This is a genomic window from Paracoccus aminovorans, assembly GCF_001546115.1.
Lineage (GTDB): Bacteria > Pseudomonadota > Alphaproteobacteria > Rhodobacterales > Rhodobacteraceae > Paracoccus > Paracoccus aminovorans_B.
Window position 1 is genome coordinate 1,906,258 of record NZ_KQ955208.1, and the last position, 16,895, is coordinate 1,923,152.

Genomic DNA, 16,895 nt, shown 5'->3' on the forward strand with positions numbered 1-16,895 from the left:
GGCTACTCCTTGCTCCGGCCGGTGGCGATGGCGGCGCGGGCGCGGGGCCCGTGGAAATATTCATGCACCCAAGGATGATCCACCTTCAGCATCTCGGCCATGGTCCCGCTGACCAGCACCCGCTTTTCCGCCAGCACCGCGACGCGGTCGCAACAGGCGTGCAGCGTGTCGAGGTCATGCGTGACCAGAAAGACCGACAGGTCCAGCGCATCGCGCAGCTCGACGATCAGCCGGTCGAAGGCATCGGCGCCGATCGGGTCCAGCCCGGCCGTGGGCTCGTCCAGGAAGACGATCTCGGGGTCCAGCGCCAGGGCCCGCGCCAACCCCGCGCGCTTTTTCATGCCCCCCGACAGGTCCGAGGGGTATTTGTCGTTGGCGTTCCACGGCAGCCCGGCCATCGAGACCTTCAGTTCCGCCAGCCCCGCGCGCGTCTCGGGCGTCAGGCCCGGCACGGCCCGCAAGGGCACCTCGACATTCTCGCGCACGTTGAGCGAGGAAAACAGCGCCCCGGCCTGGAACATCACGCCCCAGCGCCGCTCCAGCGCCTCGCGCGCCGGGCCGTGCAGCGCGGTCACGTCCTGGCCAAAGACCCGGACCGTGCCGGCGGCGGGCGGGTTCAGCCCGACGATGGTGCGCAGAAGCACCGATTTCCCGGTGCCCGAGCCGCCGACCACGCCCAGGATCTCGCCCCGCCGCAGGTCCAGGTCCAGCCCGTCATGCACGACATGGCTGCCGAATTGCGTGCGCAGGCCCCGGACCTCGATGACATTGTCGCTCACAACCCGATCTCCGCGAAGAAGACCGAGAACAGCGCATCCGCCACGATCACCGCGAAGATGGCGTTCACCACCGCGGTCGAGGTCTGCGCGCCCAGCGATTCCGCGTCCTTGCCGACCTTCATCCCGGCGTGGCAGCCGATGATGCCGATGATGATGGCAAAGACCGGCGCCTTGGACAGGCCGACGATGACATGGTCGACGCTGGTTTCCGCGATCAGCCGATAGCGGAACATCGAGGGCGAGATCCCGAGCTCCACCCAGGACATGATCGCGCCGCCGATCAGCCCGGCCAAGTTCGCGATCAGCCCCAGGATCGGCAGGGTGATGACCAGCGCCAGCACGCGCGGCAGGATCAGCACCATGTCGGGATCGAGGCCCAGCGTGCGCATGGCGTCGATTTCCTCGTTCATCTTCATCGAGCCGATCGAGGCCGTCAGCGCCGAGGCCGTGCGCCCGGCGACGATGATCGCGGTCAGAAGGATGCCCAGTTCGCGCAGGATCGAGATGGCGATCAGGTCGATGACAAAGATCTCGGCCCCGAACTGGCTGAGCTGCGCCGCGCCCTGAAAGGCCAGCACCACGCCGATCAGAAAGGACATCAGCGCCACGATGGGCACCGCGCGCAGGCCGGTTTCCTGGCAGTGATGGACCAGCGCGGTCAGGCGGAAATCGCGCGGGTGCCGGATGCCGCGCCACAGCGCCGCCAGGAACCGGCCCAGGTATTCCGCAAGCTCGCGCAGGAAGACCAGCGCGCCCATGATCCAGCGCCCGGTCGCATCCAGCGCCCGGCGCCAGCCGGGCTCGGGCGCGGGCGGCGGATCGGGCCGGGGCAGGGCGCCGGTCACGCTTTCCAGGAGCTTCGCCTGCGGCGCGGCCAGCCCCAGAAGCGTGGCGCCCGCGGCTGTGCGCCCGGCCAGGTACCAGGCGCCGGCGGTGTCGAGCCGCGTCAGGCCCGACAGCTCCAGCCGCTCCGGCGCCTCGGGCGGCAGCTGCGCCAGGGTCCAGACCGTCAGCGCGCCCTCAAGGCGCAGCTGCCCGTCCTGAAGGGTGGCGCGCAGCTGCGGATCGGCGGGAAGGCTGGCCATGGCGGTCCTGATGGGAAGCGTCACCGATTTCATCCGGCGATTGCGGGGCTTTGTCAAATCCGCCGCCGGGGCGGGTGGTGGCGTCGGGGCGAGAGGTTTCAATTTGCATCGTATTCTCGGGGTCTTGTGCTTGATCGCAATCCTGCCCCGGCCCTAGCCTGGGGGCAAGGCGAACGGGCCTGAACCTCCCCGGGATCGGGTGAACCAGTGCTGCTTTGACGATGATCCCGGGGCATCAGCCCGGCGCCGCCGCGCGCATCATTCGCACCGGCTCGGTCCGGGCCAGGCGCAGCACATGCGCCATATAGGGTTGCTGCAGGTCCTCGCTGCGCAGCCCGGCGTACAGCCGGCGCAGCATGCCCTGCGGCCCCAGCGGCAGCAGCGCCAGTTCGGGGTTGCCGGCCTGGCCGCGCAGCACCCAGTCGGGCATCACCGCCACCCCGCGCCCCGAGGCGATCAGCATCAGCGCGATGGCGGTCTGCTCGACTTGGCGCAGATGCGCCGGCTCGACCCCGGCCGGGTCGAGGAATTGCGAGAACACGTCCAGCCGCGCCCGGTCCATCGGATAGGTGATCAGCGCCTCGCCGGCCAGGTCGGCGGGCTCGGCATAGCCCTTGGCGACCAGCGGGTGACTGGCCCGCACCACCAGCGTCGGCGCATAGTCGAACAGCGGCTGGAAGCTGATGCCCGCGATTTCCTCGGGGTCCGAGGAAATCACCAGGTCCACCTGGCCGCGTTCCAGCGCCGGCAGCGCCTTCAGCGCCAGGCTGGTGCGGATGTCCAGGTCGACCTCGGGCCAGGCGCGGCGGAACTGGTCCAGCACCGGCAGGAGCCAGTCGAAGCAATGGTGGCATTCCATCGCCACATGCAGCCGGCCGGCCCGGCCCAGCTCGACGGCGCGGAATTCGGCCTCGGCGGCCTCGATCATCGGCAGCACCTGCTCGGCGGTGCGCAACAGCCGCATCCCGGCACCCGACAGGCGCAAGGGCTTGGTCTTGCGCAGGAAAAGCTCGACCCCGGCCTGTTCCTCCAGCGCCTTGATCTGGTGCGACAGCGCCGATTGCGTCAGGTTCAGCACCTCGGCCGCGCGGGCCAGCCCGCCCTGTTCATGGATGGCGCGCAGGCTGCGCAGATGGCGAAGTTCCAGATGCATCTTGAGCGGATCTCATCACGATCTTGAGGATTATGAATTTGTCTCACGTCGCGGCGCGTGTCACAAGTCCTGCGACAAAAGGATAGTGCGATGACGACACCGGCGATCAGTTTCGAATTCTTCCCGCCCCGGACCCTGGAGCAATCCTTCCGGCTGTGGGAGACCGCCCGGGCGCTGGCGCCGCTGGGGCCGGACTTCGTCTCGGTCACCTATGGCGCCGGCGGCACCACCCGGCAGCTGACGCATGAGGCGGTGACGGCGCTGGCCGGCCATTACGGGCTGAACGTCGCCGCGCATCTGACCTGCGTGGACGCGACGCGCGAGGAGACCTTGCAGATCGTCGCCGATTACGCGGCGGCCGGCGTGCACGAGATCGTCGCCCTGCGCGGCGACGCGCCGCAGGGCCAGGACCGCTTCACCGCCCATCCCGAGGGCTTCGCCAGCTCGGTCGCGCTGATCGAGGCGATTGCCGCGCGCGGCGACATGACCATCCGCTGCGGCGCCTATCCCGAGCCGCATCCCGACAGCGCCGACACTGCCGCCGACGTGGCCTGGCTGAAGCGCAAGGTGGACGCAGGCGCTAGTTCGGCCATCACGCAGTTCTTCTTTGACGCCGACACCTTCTTCCGCTTCCGCGACGCCTGCGCGGCCGCCGGCGTCGCGGCGCCGATCATCCCCGGCATCCTGCCGATCCAGAGCTGGGCCGGCACCCGCCGCTTTGCCGAACGCTGCGGCACCTCGGTTCCGCAATGGGCCGAGGAGGCCTTTGCCGCCGCCGGCCCCGAGGGCGAGGCCGCGCTGGCGCTGGATGTCTGCGTCAAGCTGTGCGAATCGCTGGTCGAGGGCGGCGTGGACAAGCTGCATTTCTATACGCTGAACAAGCCCGACCTGGTGCAGAAGGTCTGCGCCGGCCTGGGCGTCGCACCGAAGGCCGAATTTTCGCGCGTGGCCTGAGCGGCCGGGGCTGCGGTTCAGCATATCCTGACCGTTGAGCGCTGTGCCTTGGCCAATCGCGCCGAGAGGGCTGCGTTTGACGATTCGTGCCCAAGCTGCAGCACCGCCGCACCGCTATCCGTCGCTCAGGCCGAGGATCCTCGAACAGATCCGCGGCGGCGATCACCAGACCGCGCTTGCCGTTCTGCAATGCGCTTGCAGAATTCGGCTATGATGCCTCGCTGGTGGCCGACATGGCGGGCTGTTTCTGGGCGCTCGGGGATAGCGAGCCGCCATCCAGCTCCTGGTCGCCGTCACCGGGGATGGCGCCCGGCTGGGCGCGATGCATATCTTGATCGGAGAGGCTGGGAAGGCCAGGTTCGCGCTTGAACATGCGCTTCCGCGGTGCCCGGTCAACCGTTCCGACCCGACGCTGCGATGACCCTGGTGTCAGGCGGTATGCACTCTCAGGAACGGCGCCGCGCAAGAGAGTCTCCATGTTTTTGACGGTCTCAGCCTGATTCCGATGGCAGGCTTGGCCTTGGGGCATGCGCAGCCCGGCTGATCCTGCCGCCAAGCGAGCGCGGCAGCGCTTCAGATGTCGGTGCGGCCGAGAAGAGTCGAACTTCGATGACGGTGATTGCATCTCGACCATGTGCCAATCAGGCGTCCTGTCGCAACCCGTCAGGGCGCGATAATTCCTGGGTTATCGTCCTCTGCTGTCGCTCCGGGCATGGCCATTTCTTGCGGCGCGGCGGGCGTGCGGCGGCGGAAGCGGCGCTTGCGGTGCGGGCGTTCGGGCGCGGCCTCGGCCAGCGCGCCGGTCAGCAGCGCCGGGCCCGGATAGGGGCGTGGCACCGAGTCGTGTAGTCGTTCCGAGGCGTCCAGCCCCGCCAGCCGCGGCGCGCGGGCAAGGAAAGCCTTGCCCCAGCTGCGCCAGGACCCGACCGAGGGCGCCGTCGGGTCGCAGGGGAACTGCGCCTGCCAGCCCGCGGGCAGCGGCAGGCCAAAGCGCTCGGCCCGCGTCATCATCCAGACCAGCGGGATATTCGCCAGCGGCCGGGCATATTCCAGCCCCGACAGCTGGCCGCCGATGTCCGGGTGGCAGCCGCGGAACCACATCTGCTCGATCCGGCCGGCGACCGACTGGCTGTCCCAGACCAGGGGCTGAAAGGCCGCCCGGGTCTCGTCCAGGGCCAGCGCCTGCAGGCCGTGCTCGACATGGCTGCCCAAGTGTTCATCGTGAAAGCGAAAGCGCGGCTCGGTCAGCATCCACAGCAGCGGCAGCCGGATGCCCAGCGCCATGACGGTGTCGAAGACCCCGATCAGCCGGATCGGCACGAAGGGATGGCACAGGCGCTGGTCCAGCTGCTCGACCCCCAGGTCGGCACCGTTGCGATAAAGCTGCCAGGCGTGGTGGACGTTTTCGGCCGTGGCATGGGTGTGCGTCAACAGCCCGACCCGGCCGATCATCCCGGCCAGCGAGCGCACCGCGAAGGCGCCGCGCGAATAGCCGAAGAAGAACAGCGGATCGCCCGGCCGCCATTCGCGGGCAAGCCAGGCATAGGCGTCGCAGATGCTGCGCTCCAGCGTGGCGCCCATGGTCAGTTCGGGCAGGGTGCGCCAGGCCTGCCATTGCTGGCCCGGCGCGTAATGGATGCGCACCGGCGCCGGCAGCAGCCCGCGGTCGCCCGACAGCATCGCATGGATGCGCGCGATGGAGGACCGTCGCCCCTGGGTCAGCGAGGCGAAGGTTCCGTCCATCAGGACGACATGGCACAGGGGCGGGCGGGACGATTCCATGGCCGGACGCTAGCACGGAACCGCGAACATTCGATTAATCCCTATTCAAGCGCGTTCACGGTCATGTGTGCCATCAACCCGAAGCCGTTGAACCGGGTGTTGGTGACCGTGGAATAGGCGCCGGCGCCGTGGAAGATGACATAGTCACCTTCCTGGAGAGTGCCGGGCAGCGCCAGCTCGCCCGGCAGCCGGTCCACCGAATCGCAGGTCGGGCCGAAGATGACGCGGGGATGCGCCTCATCCTCGCGCGCCGTGCCTTCGGGGGTCAGCACCTGCAAGCGGTCGAGATTGCCGACGATCGGCAGTTCGAACAGCCCGCCATAGACGCCGTCGTTCAGGAACACGTTCTGGCCGTCGCGCACCGCCTTGACCCGGGTGATCAGCGAGAAGGCGTCGGCGCAAAGCCCGCGCCCCGGCTCGCAGACCAGCGCCGGGGGCTCGGCGCCGAAAGCCTCGTCGGTGACGCGGCGGATCAGGGCAAAGATCGCGGCCAGGTCCGGCTCGACCCCGGTCACGCGATGCGAGGGGAAGCCGCCGCCGACGTTCAGCCGCCGCGCGCGCACCCCGGCCATGGCGCAGATCTCGGCCGCGGTGGTGATATAGGCCTCCCAGGCATGCGGATCGGTGCATTGCGTGCCCGGGTGGAAGGTCAGCGAGGGGATATAGCCGCGATCCGCCACCGCGCGCAGCAGCTCCGCCGCCAGTTCCGGCGAGGCGCCGAACTTCGAGCCGAAGTCATAGGCCGCGCCCAGCACCGGCAGCTTGAAGCGGGGCGAGATCTCGCAACCCTCGGCCGGCACCTTCTCGAACAGCTTTTCCAGCTCGGAATGGCTGTCGACCGACCAGGCCTTGATGCCCGCCTCGACCGCATGGGTGATCTCGGCACGCGAGCGCACGGGGTTGTGGTAATGCCGCGCCGCATCCGGGGCCAGCCGGCCGATCAGGTCGATCTCGGCCGGTGAGGCGACGTCGAAGCCCTTGACCCCGGCGGCGGCGAGCGTGCGGATCACCGCCTCGTCCGGGTTCGACTTGACGGCATAGGTCACCAGGCCGGGAAAGCCCTGCAGGAAGCGCTGGGCATTCGCGCGCAGGACCGAAGGGGCAAAGACCATGACCGGGTTTTCCGGCGCCAGCTTGCGGATGATCTCGGCGGGATTGTCCCAGACGGTCTTGGGGCCACGGCCCTCGGTCAGTCCCATCGGCATGTCCTTCCTGTGCGCGTGAGGGATGGAAACAAGTCTGCGCCCTATGGGTTCCGATTGAAGCAATGAAAAGGGTGGAAATGTTCCCGCCTATGGGTAATCTGCCGAAAGTGTCGTCATTATGACAGGTGGCAGGTGGACGAGCTCGACCGGGGAATTCTGACCCATCTCGCGCAGGATGCGCGCATGTCCGTGGCGGTGCTGGCCCGGCGGCTGAAGGTGGCGCGCTCGACCGTGCAGGCCAGGTTGGAACGGCTGGAAACTTCGGGCGCCATCGCGGGTTACACGCTGCGCCTGGGCGATTCCGCGCGCGAGCATCGCATCCGCGCCACCTGCCTGCTGACCATCGAGCCGCGCTCGCAAGCCGCGATCCTGGGCCGGCTGCGCAGCCTGCCCGAGGTCGAGCGCATCCATACCACCAGCGGCCGCGTCGATCTTTTGCTGCAACTGGCCGCCATATCGACCAGCCAGCTGGACGATGTGCTGGACCAGATCGGCGGTCTGACCGGCGTGAAGTCCAGCGAGAGCCTGATTCACCTGTCCACCAAGCTGGATCGCGCCACCTAGCCGTGTTCCGCGCGCAACAATGTGACGATCGTGTCGCCGTATTTGCGCTGGTCGATCTGGGCCAGCCCGGCGACCGGGGGCGGCGCGGCCGATTCTTCCCAGACCACCATGGCGCCCGGCGCGATCCAGCCGCCGGCCAGGGCCGATTCCAACGCCTGCGCGCCCAGGCCCCTGCCATAGGGCGGGTCGAGGAAGACCAGCCCATAGCCCGGACCGCGATTCTCGCCCAGCTTGGTCGCATCGCGGCGCCAGACGTCGGTCACGCCCATGGCGCGGGCCTTTTCGATATTCGTGCGCAAGAGCCCGCGCGCCGCCACGCCGTCATCGACGAAGGCCACCCGCGCCGCGCCGCGCGACAGCGCCTCCAGCCCCAGGGCGCCGGTGCCGGCGAACAGGTCCAGCACCCGCGCGCCGGGGATCGGATTGCCATGCGTGCCGTTGATGAGCAGGTTGAAGATCGACTCGCGCACCCGGTCGGTGGTCGGGCGCAGATGCGCGGCCGGATCGCCCGCGCCGACCTCGGCCAGCTTCAGCCCGCGCAGGGTGCCGCCGACGATCCTCACAGCAGCGCCTTCAGGTCGGGGGCCTCGGCCAGGGTTTCGGGCGCGGGCGACTTGCCGGCCTCGATCAGGCGCTTGCCGATCATATAGGCGCGGGCGTCGTTCAGCGCGTCCACCGCGATCAGCCGGCCGTCGCGGTAATACCAGACCGAGCCGGGCCGCGTGACAACACGGTCGTAGCCCAGGTTCAGCCCGGCGATCTGCAGTTTCGCGTCGAACTGGTCCGACCAGAACCAGGGTTTCGGGACGTAGTCCGCGCCCGCGCCCAGCATGTTCGCCGCCACCGCCTCGGCCATGTCGATGGCATTGCCGACGCTTTCCAGCCGCAGCCGCCCGCCCGGCGCAGGAAAGCTGGCGCAATCCCCGGCCGCCCAGATGCCTGGGTCCGAGGTCCGGCCCTGCGCATCGGTGGCGACGCCGTTGTCAATGGCCAGCCCCGCCGCCTCGGCCAGGGCGGTTTCGGGCGCGACGCCGATGCCGCAGATCACCAGATCGGCGGGCAGCAGCCGGCCATCGGCCAGTTCCACCCCCTCCGCCGCCGTGTCGCCGGTGATGCGGGCGATGCCCACGCCCTCGATGATCTCGACGCCATGGCGGCGATGCAGGTCGCGGATCATGGCGGCGGTTTCGGGGGCCGCCACCCGGCCCAGGATGCGCGGCGCGGCCTCGACCAGCGTGACGTCCAGCCCCAACTTGCGGGCGACGGCGGCCGCCTCCAGCCCGATATAGCCGCCGCCGATCACCACCAGCCGGCGACCCGCCACCAGCGCCGGTTGCAGCCCGGCAATGTCGGCCAGATTGCGCACCACATGCACGCCCGGCAGCGCCCCGCCCATCGCCGCGGGCAGCCGGCGCGGGTTGGCGCCCAGCGTCAGCGCCAGCGCGTCCCAAGGATATTCGCCACGATCCGTCACCACCACGCGCCGCGCCCGGTCGATGGCCACCGCCCGTTCGCCCAGGTGCACCGCGATGTCCTGTTCGGCCCACCAGTCCGGCCCGCGCAGCGTCAGCCGGTCCAGATCCATCTGGCCCAGCAGATAGGCCTTGGACAGCGGCGGGCGCTGATAGGGCGGCGCGGGCTCGTCGCCGATCACCGTCACCGGCCCGGCGTGCCCCAGCGCCCGCAGCTTCGCCGCCAGCGAGGCGGCCGCCTGGCCGGCGCCCAGGATGACGATGTTCATGGTTTTCCTCGCTGGTTTGCCTGCGGCGCGCAGCCTATAGTCCGGCCTGACGCGATGCAATTCGACAAGGAGGAAGCGCGCATGGCCATCGAAAAAGGGGCAAGCCTGCCCGACGGCACGCTGGTGAAACTGGGCGAGAACGGCCCCGAGCCGGTCGAGGTCGCCGATCTGCGCAAGGGTCGCGTCGCGATCTTTGCCGTGCCGGGCGCCTATACGCCGACCTGCACCAACGCCCATATGCCGAGCTTTGTGCAGAATGCCGACAAGCTGCGCGAGAAGGGCGTCTCGCGCATCGCCTGCATCACCGTGAACGACCCCTTCGTGGCCGGGCATTGGGCCAAGGACACCGGCGCGACCGGCGCCGGCATCGAGGTTCTGGCCGATGCCGACGGCAGCTTCACCAAGGCGCTGGGTCTGGACATCCAGGCCGACGGCTGGATCAAGGGCCGCTCGAAACGCTATGCCATGCTGGTGAACGACGGCACGGTCGAGGCGCTGGAGATCGAGGAAAGCCCCGGCGCCTGCGCTATCTCCTCGGGCGAATCGCTCCTGGGCCTGATCTAGGGCTTCAGCCTGAACAGGTCCGTGAAGGCTTGCGCGGCGGCCCGGTCGCCGTGCAAGCCGATCAGCCCGGCGCTGGCGATCGTCACCGGCCCCGGGCCATAGATCGCGGCGGCCAGCGCATTGCCGCTGCCCTCCAGCAGGAAATCGCCCTGCGGCGCGCGCATGGCCGTGACCAGCGGTGCGCCCTTGGGCGACAGGATCACCTCGAACCCCTCTTTCCCCGACAGGAAGCCCGCGCGCAGGTTCGATCCCGCCGCCCGCCCCGCATCCACCGTCGCGGAAATCGAGATCATCAGCGCCGAGATGCTGATGAACCTGCGCGGGTCGTGCCCCGGCATCAGCAGCGCCCAGCGGCACAGCTCGCGCAGCACCGGATGCAGCGCGCGGCCCTGCTCGGTCAGCGCGTAAAGCCCCAGCACCTCGTCATGGCTGACCACGCCGGCCTGCACCAGCTGGCCCAACCGCTGCGTCAGCACGCTGGCGGTCACGCCGGGCAGCCCGGCGCGGATCATCTGGAAACGCTTGGGCGCGAACATCAGCTCGCGCACCACCAGAAGCGCCCAGCGGTCGCCCACCAGGTTCAGCGCATGGGCGCCGAGACAGCCTTCGTCATAGCGCAGGGTTTTGCCGGTCTTGCTCATGTTTTGATATTATCAGTTGCTTTTTGCTACTGCAAGTGCCAGCCTTCGACTCACCGGCGCTTTTCGCGCCAATCATGAGGAGGAGAAGATGACCTATTACTCCGGCTTCCTTTTGGCGGTCCCGACCGCGAACAAGCAGAAATACATCGACATGGCGAGTTCGGCCTGGCCGATGTTCAAGCGCTATGGCGCGCTGCGCATGGTCGAGACCTGGGGCGCCGACGTGCCCCATGGCAAGGTCACCGATTTCTACATGGCGACCCAGGCCAAGGAGGACGAGACCATCGTGTTTTCCTGGATCGAATGGCCCGACAAGGCCACGGCCGAGGCGGGTTTCGAAAAGATGATGAACGACCCCGAGATGCAGGGCCCGCCCGAGATGCCCTTCGACGGCATGCGGATGATCTGGGGCGGCTTCGAGCCCATCTTCGACGACAAGGCCTGAGGGGGCGGCGATGTATCACGGCAAACCCTGCTGGTTCGAGCTGGACACCGCGCGCGGCGGGCTTCCTGCCGCAAGCGACTTCTATGGCAAGGTCTTCGGCTGGTCGGTCGCCGATTCCGGCATGCCGGATTTCAGCTATTTGCTGGCCAGCCACGGCGGCGACATGGTGGCCGGGCTGATGGAGATCCCGCCCGGCTATGACGGCATCCCGCCGAACTGGCTGATCTACCTGGACGTGGACGATTGCGACGCGGCGGCGGAAAAGATCGCGCTGCTGGGCGGGACGGTCCACAAGCCTCCGGCCGATATTCCCGGCACCGGCCGCTTCGCCGTGGCGGCCGATCCGCAGGGCGCGGTCTTCGGCATCCTGCAACCGCTGCCGATGCAGCCGCAGCCCGCGGCCGAAACCGGCGCCTTCGACCAGAAGAAGGAAGGCCACGGCAACTGGATCGAGCTGATGTCCACCGATCCGGTGGCAGGCTTCGCCTTCTATGCCGAGCTGTTCGGCTGGACGGCGGGCGATGCCATGGACATGGGCGCGATGGGCAAATACCAGCTGTTCCGCTGGAACGGTACCGATATCGGCGGGATGATGGGTCTGGGCAATGCGCCCGTGTCCTGCTGGCTGCCCTATTTCGGCACCAACGGCGTCGAGCCGGCCATGCAGCGCATCCGCGATGCCGGCGGCGAGGTGGTCAGCGGTCCGCATGAGGTGCCGGGCCCGGCCTTCATCGCCGTGGCGCGCGACCCGCAGGGCGCGCATTTCGCCATCGTCGGCCCGCGCGAGGCCACGCCATGATCCGTGTCGCGCTGCTTTGCGCCCTTTGCGCCGCCCCCGTGGCGGCGCAAGAGGTGCAGCCCCAGGACATTCCGCAGGGGCAGAAGGACTATCACGCCGCCGAGGCCGGGACCTATAAGCTCGACCCCTATCACAGCGCGGTCATCGCCCGCGTGCCGCATATGGGCTTTTCCTACAGCGTCTTCCGCTTCGACGCGGTTTCGGGCGCGTTGACCTGGAACCCCGACGACCCGGCGGCGATGCGGCTGACGGCCGAGGTGCAGGTCGGCTCGATCTCGACCCCGGTCGAGGGCTTTGCCGAGGTGCTGAAGGGCGCCGAATACCTGAACACCGCCGCCAATCCGGTGGCGAGTTTCGTGTCGGACAGCTTTGTCCCCGAAAGCGACACCAGGGGCACGGTCTCGGGGCAACTGACGCTGATGGGCCGCACGCATCCGGCCAGCTTCGCGGTCGAGCTGGTCGGCGCCGGCAAGGGCTTTACCGGGGACGAGAATGGCAACCCGGTGATCCGCAACCTGATCGGCGTCCATGCCGAGACGCAGATCGACCCGCAGGCCTATGGCATGAACGCCTTTTTCACCGCGCCGATTCCCGTGGTGATCGACGCCGAATTCGCCCGGAGCGACTGAGCCATGTATGTGATTACGACCTACGACTGGGTGCCCGATTTCGCCCGCGGCCATGTCCGCGACCTGCGCATCCGCTGGGCCTGCGAAGAGGCCGGCCAGCCCTATCGCATCGAGACGACCAGCGTGCGCGAGAAGACCGCGCAGCATTTCGCCCGCCAACCCTTTGGCCAGGTGCCGATCCTGCAGGACGGCGATCTGACGCTGTTCGAAAGCGGCGCCATCCTGCTGTATCTCGGCGAGCGGCATGAGGCGCTGCTGCCCGCCGACGCGCAGGGCCGGGCCGAGACCCAGCAATGGCTGGTCGCGGCGCTGAACACGCTGGAGCCGGTGGTGATGGCGCTGGCGCTGGCCCGCATGTTCGACCGCGACGAGCGCGCCGCCGAACTGGCCCTGCCGCGGCTGGTCGCGCGACTGGAGCAACTGGCGCCGGTGTTGAAGTCCCGCGACTTCATCGCCGCCGGCCGCTTCACCATCGCCGACATCATGCTGGCCGAGGTGCTGCGCATCGTCGATAGCCTGGGCGAGCTGGCCGGCCATCCGGTGCTGCTGGACTATCTGCAGCGCATGACCGCCCGTCCGGCGTTCCGGCGCGCCCATGACGCGCAGCTGGCGCATTTCGAAAAGGCTGCGTGATGCTGACGCTTTATGGCCACCCGCTGTCCTCCTATACCCAGAAGGTGCTGATCGCGCTTTACGAGCTGGGGACGGATTTCACCTTCTGCGAGGTCGATCTGGGCGATGCGCAGGACCGGGCGCTGATGCAATCGGTCGAGCCGATGGGCCGGATGCCGGCGCTGCGCGAGGGCGATCTGGCGCTGTCGCAAAGCTCGCTGATGATCGAATGGCTGGACCGGCACCATCCCGGTCCGCAACGCCTGCTGGACCCGGACCCCGATGCCTCGCTGCCGGCGCGGCAATGGGACCGCTTCCTGGATTTCCAGGTCATGCAGATGATGCAGCAGATCGTCGACGCCCGCATCTTCATGGCCGAAGGCGCCGAGGAGCGGGTGGCGCCCTTTGCGCGGGCCAAGCTGGACCTGGCCTATGCCGCGCTGGACCGGCGCCTGGACGGGCGCGACTGGATCGCGGGCGGCTTCGGCCTGGCCGATTGCGCGGCGTTTCCGGCGCTGTTCTATGCCGGCGCCGTGCATCCCTTCGCGGATCATCCGCAGCTGACCGGATATTTCGAGCGGCTGGTGGCGCGGCCCTCGATCCAGCGCGTGATCGCGGGCGCGCGGCCCTATTACGGCTGGTTCCCGTTCAAGGACGGGATTGCGGCGCGGTTTCTCTAGCGCCTCTTGGCCTTTGGCCGTGGTTTCGCTATCCCCTTGGGCAATTCAAGGGGTGACGACATGGCCATGGACAAGAACTTCGACGCCGCTGCCGCCGAGGCGCGGATCGCGGCGGAATGGGCGGCAAGCGATGCCTTCGCGGCGGGGGCCAATGCCTCGCGCGCGGAAACCTTCTCGGTCGTGATCCCGCCGCCGAATGTCACGGGCAGCCTGCATATCGGCCACGCGCTGAACAATACGCTGCAGGACATCCTGGTGCGCTGGCACCGGATGCGCGGCTTCGACACGCTGTGGCAGCCCGGCCAGGACCATGCCGGCATCGCCACCCAGATGGTGGTCGAGCGCCGGATGGCCGAGCGCCAGGAGCCCGGCCGGCGCGAGATCGGGCGCGAGGCCTTCCTGCAGAAGGTCTGGGCCTGGAAGCAGGAATCCGGCGACACCATCGTCAACCAGCTGAAACGCCTGGGCGCGTCCTGCGACTGGTCGCGCAATGCCTTCACCATGTCCGGCGCCCCCGGCGCCCCGGCGGGCGAGGAGGGCAATTTCCACGATGCCGTCATCAAGGTCTTTGTCGAGATGTTCGACAAGGGGCTGATCTATCGCGGCAAGCGGCTGGTGAACTGGGACCCGCATTTCGAGACCGCGATTTCCGACCTGGAGGTCGAGAACCGCGAAGTGCCCGGCCATATGTGGCATTTCAAGTACCCGCTGGCCGGCGGCGAGACCTATGAATACATCGAGCGCGACGCCGACGGCAACGTCACCCTGCGCGAGACGCGGGACTATATCAGCATCGCCACCACCCGCCCCGAGACCATGCTGGGCGACGGCGCGGTCGCGGTGCATCCGGACGACGCCCGTTATGCGCCCATCGTCGGCAAGCTGGTGGAAATCCCGGTCGGCCCGAAACAGCATCGCCGGCTGATCCCGATCGTCACCGACGAATACCCGGACCCGGATTTCGGCTCGGGCGCGGTCAAGATCACCGGCGCGCATGACTTCAACGACTATGCAGTGGCGATGCGCAATGGCATTCCGCTCTATGCGCTGATGGACGGCAAGGGCGCCATGCGCGCGGACGGTCTGAGCTATGAGGAAAGCGCCGAGATCGCCACGCGGGCGGCGCGGGGCGAGGATGTGGGCGACGTGTCCTCGGTCAACCTGGTGCCCGAGGAGTTGCGCGGGCTGGACCGCTACGACGCCCGCAAGCGCGTGATCGCGGCGATCACCGACGAGGGGCTGGCCGTCACCTATCTGCACAAGGAAATCGACAAGGAGACCGGCGCCGAGCATCTGGAACGCCGGCCCCTGGTCGACTCGAAGCCGATCATGCAGCCCTTCGGCGACCGCTCGGGCGTGGTGATCGAGCCGATGCTGACCGACCAGTGGTTCGTCGATACGCCGAAGATCGTCGGACCGGCGCTGGAGGCGGTGCGCGATGGCCGCACCGAGATCCTGCCCGAGCAGCACCGCAAGGTCTATTTCAACTGGCTCGAGAACATCGAGCCCTGGACCATCTCGCGCCAGCTGTGGTGGGGGCATCAGATCCCGGTGTGGTATGGGCTGGACCTGCGGCTGGAAGGCCAGGTCGATGACGACCACGACGGCGCGCTGGACGACGTCGAGATCTTCGCGCTGCTGGAGGAAGGGCTGGTCCATGGCGACGACCTGCTGCAATGCGCGGCGAATTTCGCCGATGTGGCGCAGAAGTTCCGCGACGCGCTGGCCGACCTGCCGCAGCCGCTGGAAATCGCCCGGGTGATCGAGGTCGAGGACCGCGAGGCGGCGGTCGATGCCTTTGCCCAGGGGCTGGCCGACTATAACCTGACGCAGGATCCGACCAGGCTGGTCTATCCGGTCTGGCGCGATCCCGATGTGCTGGACACCTGGTTTTCCTCGGGTCTGTGGCCGATCGGCACGCTGGGCTGGCCCGAACCCACGCCCGAGCTGCGCCGGTATTTCCCGACCGACGTGCTGGTCACCGGCTTTGACATCATCTTCTTCTGGGTCGCCCGGATGATGATGATGCAACTGGCGGTGGTGGGCGACGTGCCGTTCCGCACCGTCTATGTCCACGGCCTCGTGCGCGACGAAAAGGGCGCCAAGATGTCGAAGTCGAAAGGCAACGTCATCGACCCCTTGGTGCTGATCGACCAATACGGCGCCGACGCGCTGCGCTTCACCCTGACCAGCATGGCGGCGATGGGCCGCGACCCCAAGCTGGGGCCGAAGCATGTCGAGGCGAACCGCAACTTCGTCACCAAGATCTGGAACGCCAGCCGCTTTGCCGAGATGAACGGCGTCAGGGGCGGCGGCGCCCGCCCGGCGCCCGCGCATGTGGTGAACCGCTGGATCATCGGCGAGGTCGCCCGCATCCGCCAGGCCACCGACGAGGCGCTGGCGGGGTTCCGCTTCAACGACGCCGCGACCGGGCTTTACGCCTTTGTCTGGGGCAAGGTCTGCGACTGGTATGTGGAATTCTCGAAGCCGCTGTTCGACGGCGGCTATCGCGACGAGACCCAGGCGACGATGGGCTGGGTGCTGGACCAGTGCTATCTGCTCTTGCACCCGATCATGCCCTTCGTCACCGAGGAGCTCTGGGCGCTGACCGGCGCGCGCGCCAAGCCGCTGGTGCATGGCGACTGGCCGGACTACGGCTCCGAGCTGATCGATGCCGAGGCCGACCGGCAGATGAACTGGGTGATTTCGGTGATCGAGAACATCCGCTCGGCCCGCGCCCAGATCGGCGTGCCGGCCGGGGCGCGGCCCGACCTGATCGTGACCGAAGCCGACGCGGCCGCCCGTGCGGCGCTGGCCGCCAATGGCCCGCTGGTCGAGCGGCTGGCACGGGTGAACCCGCCGCGCGAAGGGGCGATGGGGCCGGGCATGATCGCGGTCGCGGCGCTGGGGGCGAGCTTTGCCCTGCCGGTGGGCGAGATGATCGACGTCGCGGCCGAGACGGCGCGGCTGGAGAAGGCCGCCGCCAAGGCCGAGAAGGATGCCGGCGGGTTGCGCGGCCGGCTGGGCAATCCGAAATTCGTCGAGAACGCCGAGCCGGAGGTGATCGAGGAAACGCGCGAGAAGCTGGCCGCGCTGGAGGACGATCTGGCGCGGATCCGGGCGGCGCTGGGGCAACTGGCGGCGATGTGAGGCGCCCCGCCGCGCGGCTGCCGGAGTATTTGGGAAACGGTGAAAGCCGCGGTTTTCCCAAGGCCTGGTGCGGCGGCGGTGGCGCGGTTGCCGTGGGTATTTGCAGAGCAAA

The 16,895-nt window shown here is 68.4% G+C and carries 17 protein-coding genes; 9 read left to right on the forward strand and 8 right to left on the reverse strand.

What is annotated here, in order from left to right; genetic code table 11:
• Positions 1 to 2 precede the first annotated feature (2 nt).
• From ASV56_RS09785 to ASV56_RS09795, 3 genes are all read right to left on the reverse strand, one after another.
• Positions 3 to 779, reverse strand: coding sequence for an ABC transporter ATP-binding protein (locus ASV56_RS09785; protein ID WP_062561802.1), 777 nt, complete (start codon positions 777 to 779; stop codon positions 3 to 5).
• Positions 776 to 1,864, reverse strand: a complete 1,089-nt coding sequence (locus ASV56_RS09790; RefSeq protein WP_062562305.1) for an MlaE family ABC transporter permease — start codon at positions 1,862 to 1,864, stop codon at positions 776 to 778. Before ASV56_RS09790 ends, ASV56_RS09785 begins: the two co-directional genes overlap by 4 nt.
• Positions 1,865 to 2,099: 235 nt before the next feature.
• Positions 2,100 to 3,017, reverse strand: a complete 918-nt coding sequence (locus tag ASV56_RS09795) for a LysR family transcriptional regulator (RefSeq protein WP_062561803.1) — start codon at positions 3,015 to 3,017, stop codon at positions 2,100 to 2,102.
• Positions 3,018 to 3,107: 90 nt separating this feature from the next.
• Here ASV56_RS09795 and metF point away from each other — a divergent pair, with 90 nt between their 5' ends.
• Positions 3,108 to 3,971, forward strand: coding sequence for a methylenetetrahydrofolate reductase [NAD(P)H] (gene metF / locus ASV56_RS09800; RefSeq protein ID WP_062561804.1), 864 nt, complete (start codon positions 3,108 to 3,110; stop codon positions 3,969 to 3,971).
• A 663-nt stretch (positions 3,972 to 4,634) separates the two neighbouring features.
• Here metF and ASV56_RS09805 read toward each other — a convergent pair.
• Both ASV56_RS09805 and ASV56_RS09810 read right to left on the reverse strand, forming a co-directional pair.
• A complete protein-coding gene (locus tag ASV56_RS09805) occupies positions 4,635 to 5,753 on the reverse strand; it encodes a DUF2235 domain-containing protein (protein WP_253879946.1) in 1,119 nt (372 codons plus the stop codon).
• Between the two features lie 41 nt (positions 5,754 to 5,794).
• Entirely contained in the window at positions 5,795 to 6,952 is a 1,158-nt protein-coding gene (locus ASV56_RS09810; RefSeq protein ID WP_062561805.1) for a type III PLP-dependent enzyme, read from the reverse strand.
• Positions 6,953 to 7,090: 138 nt separating this feature from the next.
• Between ASV56_RS09810 and ASV56_RS09815 the strand changes: the two genes are divergently transcribed.
• Positions 7,091 to 7,522 (forward strand): Lrp/AsnC family transcriptional regulator, encoded by a 432-nt coding sequence (locus tag ASV56_RS09815; protein ID WP_017999354.1) that lies wholly within the window; start codon positions 7,091 to 7,093, stop codon positions 7,520 to 7,522.
• Here ASV56_RS09815 and rsmD read toward each other — a convergent pair.
• Together rsmD and ASV56_RS09825 are read right to left on the reverse strand one after the other, a co-directional pair.
• Positions 7,519 to 8,085, reverse strand: a complete 567-nt coding sequence (rsmD, locus tag ASV56_RS09820) for a 16S rRNA (guanine(966)-N(2))-methyltransferase RsmD (protein WP_062561806.1) — start codon at positions 8,083 to 8,085, stop codon at positions 7,519 to 7,521. The genes ASV56_RS09815 and rsmD overlap by 4 nt on opposite strands.
• Positions 8,082 to 9,263 (reverse strand): NAD(P)/FAD-dependent oxidoreductase, encoded by a 1,182-nt coding sequence (locus tag ASV56_RS09825; protein ID WP_062561807.1) that lies wholly within the window; start codon positions 9,261 to 9,263, stop codon positions 8,082 to 8,084. Before ASV56_RS09825 ends, rsmD begins: the two co-directional genes overlap by 4 nt.
• An 81-nt stretch (positions 9,264 to 9,344) precedes the next feature.
• On the opposite strand from ASV56_RS09825, the gene ASV56_RS09830 reads away from it, so the two are divergent.
• Positions 9,345 to 9,827, forward strand: coding sequence for a peroxiredoxin (locus ASV56_RS09830; protein WP_062562307.1), 483 nt, complete (start codon positions 9,345 to 9,347; stop codon positions 9,825 to 9,827).
• Here the strand turns inward: ASV56_RS09830 and ASV56_RS09835 are convergent.
• Complete coding sequence (locus ASV56_RS09835; protein ID WP_062561808.1) at positions 9,824 to 10,468, reverse strand: winged helix-turn-helix transcriptional regulator; 645 nt, start codon at positions 10,466 to 10,468, stop codon at positions 9,824 to 9,826. The genes ASV56_RS09830 and ASV56_RS09835 overlap by 4 nt on opposite strands.
• Positions 10,469 to 10,556: 88 nt before the next feature.
• Here ASV56_RS09835 and ASV56_RS09840 point away from each other — a divergent pair, with 88 nt between their 5' ends.
• The 6 genes from ASV56_RS09840 to ASV56_RS09865 are packed head-to-tail and all read left to right on the forward strand — an operon-like array spanning position 10,557 to position 16,783.
• Positions 10,557 to 10,913, forward strand: a complete 357-nt coding sequence (locus ASV56_RS09840) for a DUF1428 domain-containing protein (RefSeq protein WP_062561809.1) — start codon at positions 10,557 to 10,559, stop codon at positions 10,911 to 10,913.
• A gap of 10 nt (positions 10,914 to 10,923) precedes the next feature.
• Positions 10,924 to 11,712, forward strand: a complete 789-nt coding sequence (locus ASV56_RS09845) for a VOC family protein (RefSeq protein ID WP_062561810.1) — start codon at positions 10,924 to 10,926, stop codon at positions 11,710 to 11,712.
• Entirely contained in the window at positions 11,709 to 12,341 is a 633-nt protein-coding gene (locus tag ASV56_RS09850) for a YceI family protein (RefSeq protein WP_062561811.1), read from the forward strand. Before ASV56_RS09845 ends, ASV56_RS09850 begins: the two co-directional genes overlap by 4 nt.
• A gap of 3 nt (positions 12,342 to 12,344) precedes the next feature.
• Positions 12,345 to 12,974, forward strand: a complete 630-nt coding sequence (locus tag ASV56_RS09855) for a glutathione S-transferase family protein (protein WP_062561812.1) — start codon at positions 12,345 to 12,347, stop codon at positions 12,972 to 12,974.
• Complete coding sequence (locus tag ASV56_RS09860) at positions 12,974 to 13,633, forward strand: glutathione S-transferase family protein (protein WP_216635380.1); 660 nt, start codon at positions 12,974 to 12,976, stop codon at positions 13,631 to 13,633. The genes ASV56_RS09855 and ASV56_RS09860 overlap by 1 nt, the downstream gene beginning before the upstream one ends.
• 60 nt (positions 13,634 to 13,693) lie before the next feature.
• Positions 13,694 to 16,783 carry a valine--tRNA ligase gene (locus tag ASV56_RS09865; RefSeq protein ID WP_062561814.1) on the forward strand — a complete coding sequence of 1,030 codons (3,090 nt, stop codon included), beginning with the start codon at positions 13,694 to 13,696 and terminating at the stop codon, positions 16,781 to 16,783.
• Positions 16,784 to 16,895: the final 112 nt, after the last annotated feature.

Coding starts and splice junctions, on each gene's coding strand:
- ASV56_RS09860 (WP_216635380.1), top strand. CDS start 12,974: ATGCTGACGCTTTATGGCCACCCGCTGTCCTCCTATACCCAGAAGGTG.
- ASV56_RS09855 (WP_062561812.1), top strand. CDS start 12,345: ATGTATGTGATTACGACCTACGACTGGGTGCCCGATTTCGCCCGCGGC.
- ASV56_RS09795 (WP_062561803.1), bottom strand. CDS start 3,017: ATGCATCTGGAACTTCGCCATCTGCGCAGCCTGCGCGCCATCCATGAA.
- ASV56_RS09810 (WP_062561805.1), bottom strand. CDS start 6,952: ATGGGACTGACCGAGGGCCGTGGCCCCAAGACCGTCTGGGACAATCCC.
- ASV56_RS09825 (WP_062561807.1), bottom strand. CDS start 9,263: ATGAACATCGTCATCCTGGGCGCCGGCCAGGCGGCCGCCTCGCTGGCG.
- ASV56_RS09865 (WP_062561814.1), top strand. CDS start 13,694: ATGGCCATGGACAAGAACTTCGACGCCGCTGCCGCCGAGGCGCGGATC.
- ASV56_RS09845 (WP_062561810.1), top strand. CDS start 10,924: ATGTATCACGGCAAACCCTGCTGGTTCGAGCTGGACACCGCGCGCGGC.
- ASV56_RS09850 (WP_062561811.1), top strand. CDS start 11,709: ATGATCCGTGTCGCGCTGCTTTGCGCCCTTTGCGCCGCCCCCGTGGCG.
- ASV56_RS09805 (WP_253879946.1), bottom strand. CDS start 5,753: ATGGAATCGTCCCGCCCGCCCCTGTGCCATGTCGTCCTGATGGACGGA.
- ASV56_RS09790 (WP_062562305.1), bottom strand. CDS start 1,864: ATGGCCAGCCTTCCCGCCGATCCGCAGCTGCGCGCCACCCTTCAGGAC.
- metF (WP_062561804.1), top strand. CDS start 3,108: ATGACGACACCGGCGATCAGTTTCGAATTCTTCCCGCCCCGGACCCTG.
- ASV56_RS09830 (WP_062562307.1), top strand. CDS start 9,345: ATGGCCATCGAAAAAGGGGCAAGCCTGCCCGACGGCACGCTGGTGAAA.
- ASV56_RS09840 (WP_062561809.1), top strand. CDS start 10,557: ATGACCTATTACTCCGGCTTCCTTTTGGCGGTCCCGACCGCGAACAAG.
- ASV56_RS09835 (WP_062561808.1), bottom strand. CDS start 10,468: ATGAGCAAGACCGGCAAAACCCTGCGCTATGACGAAGGCTGTCTCGGC.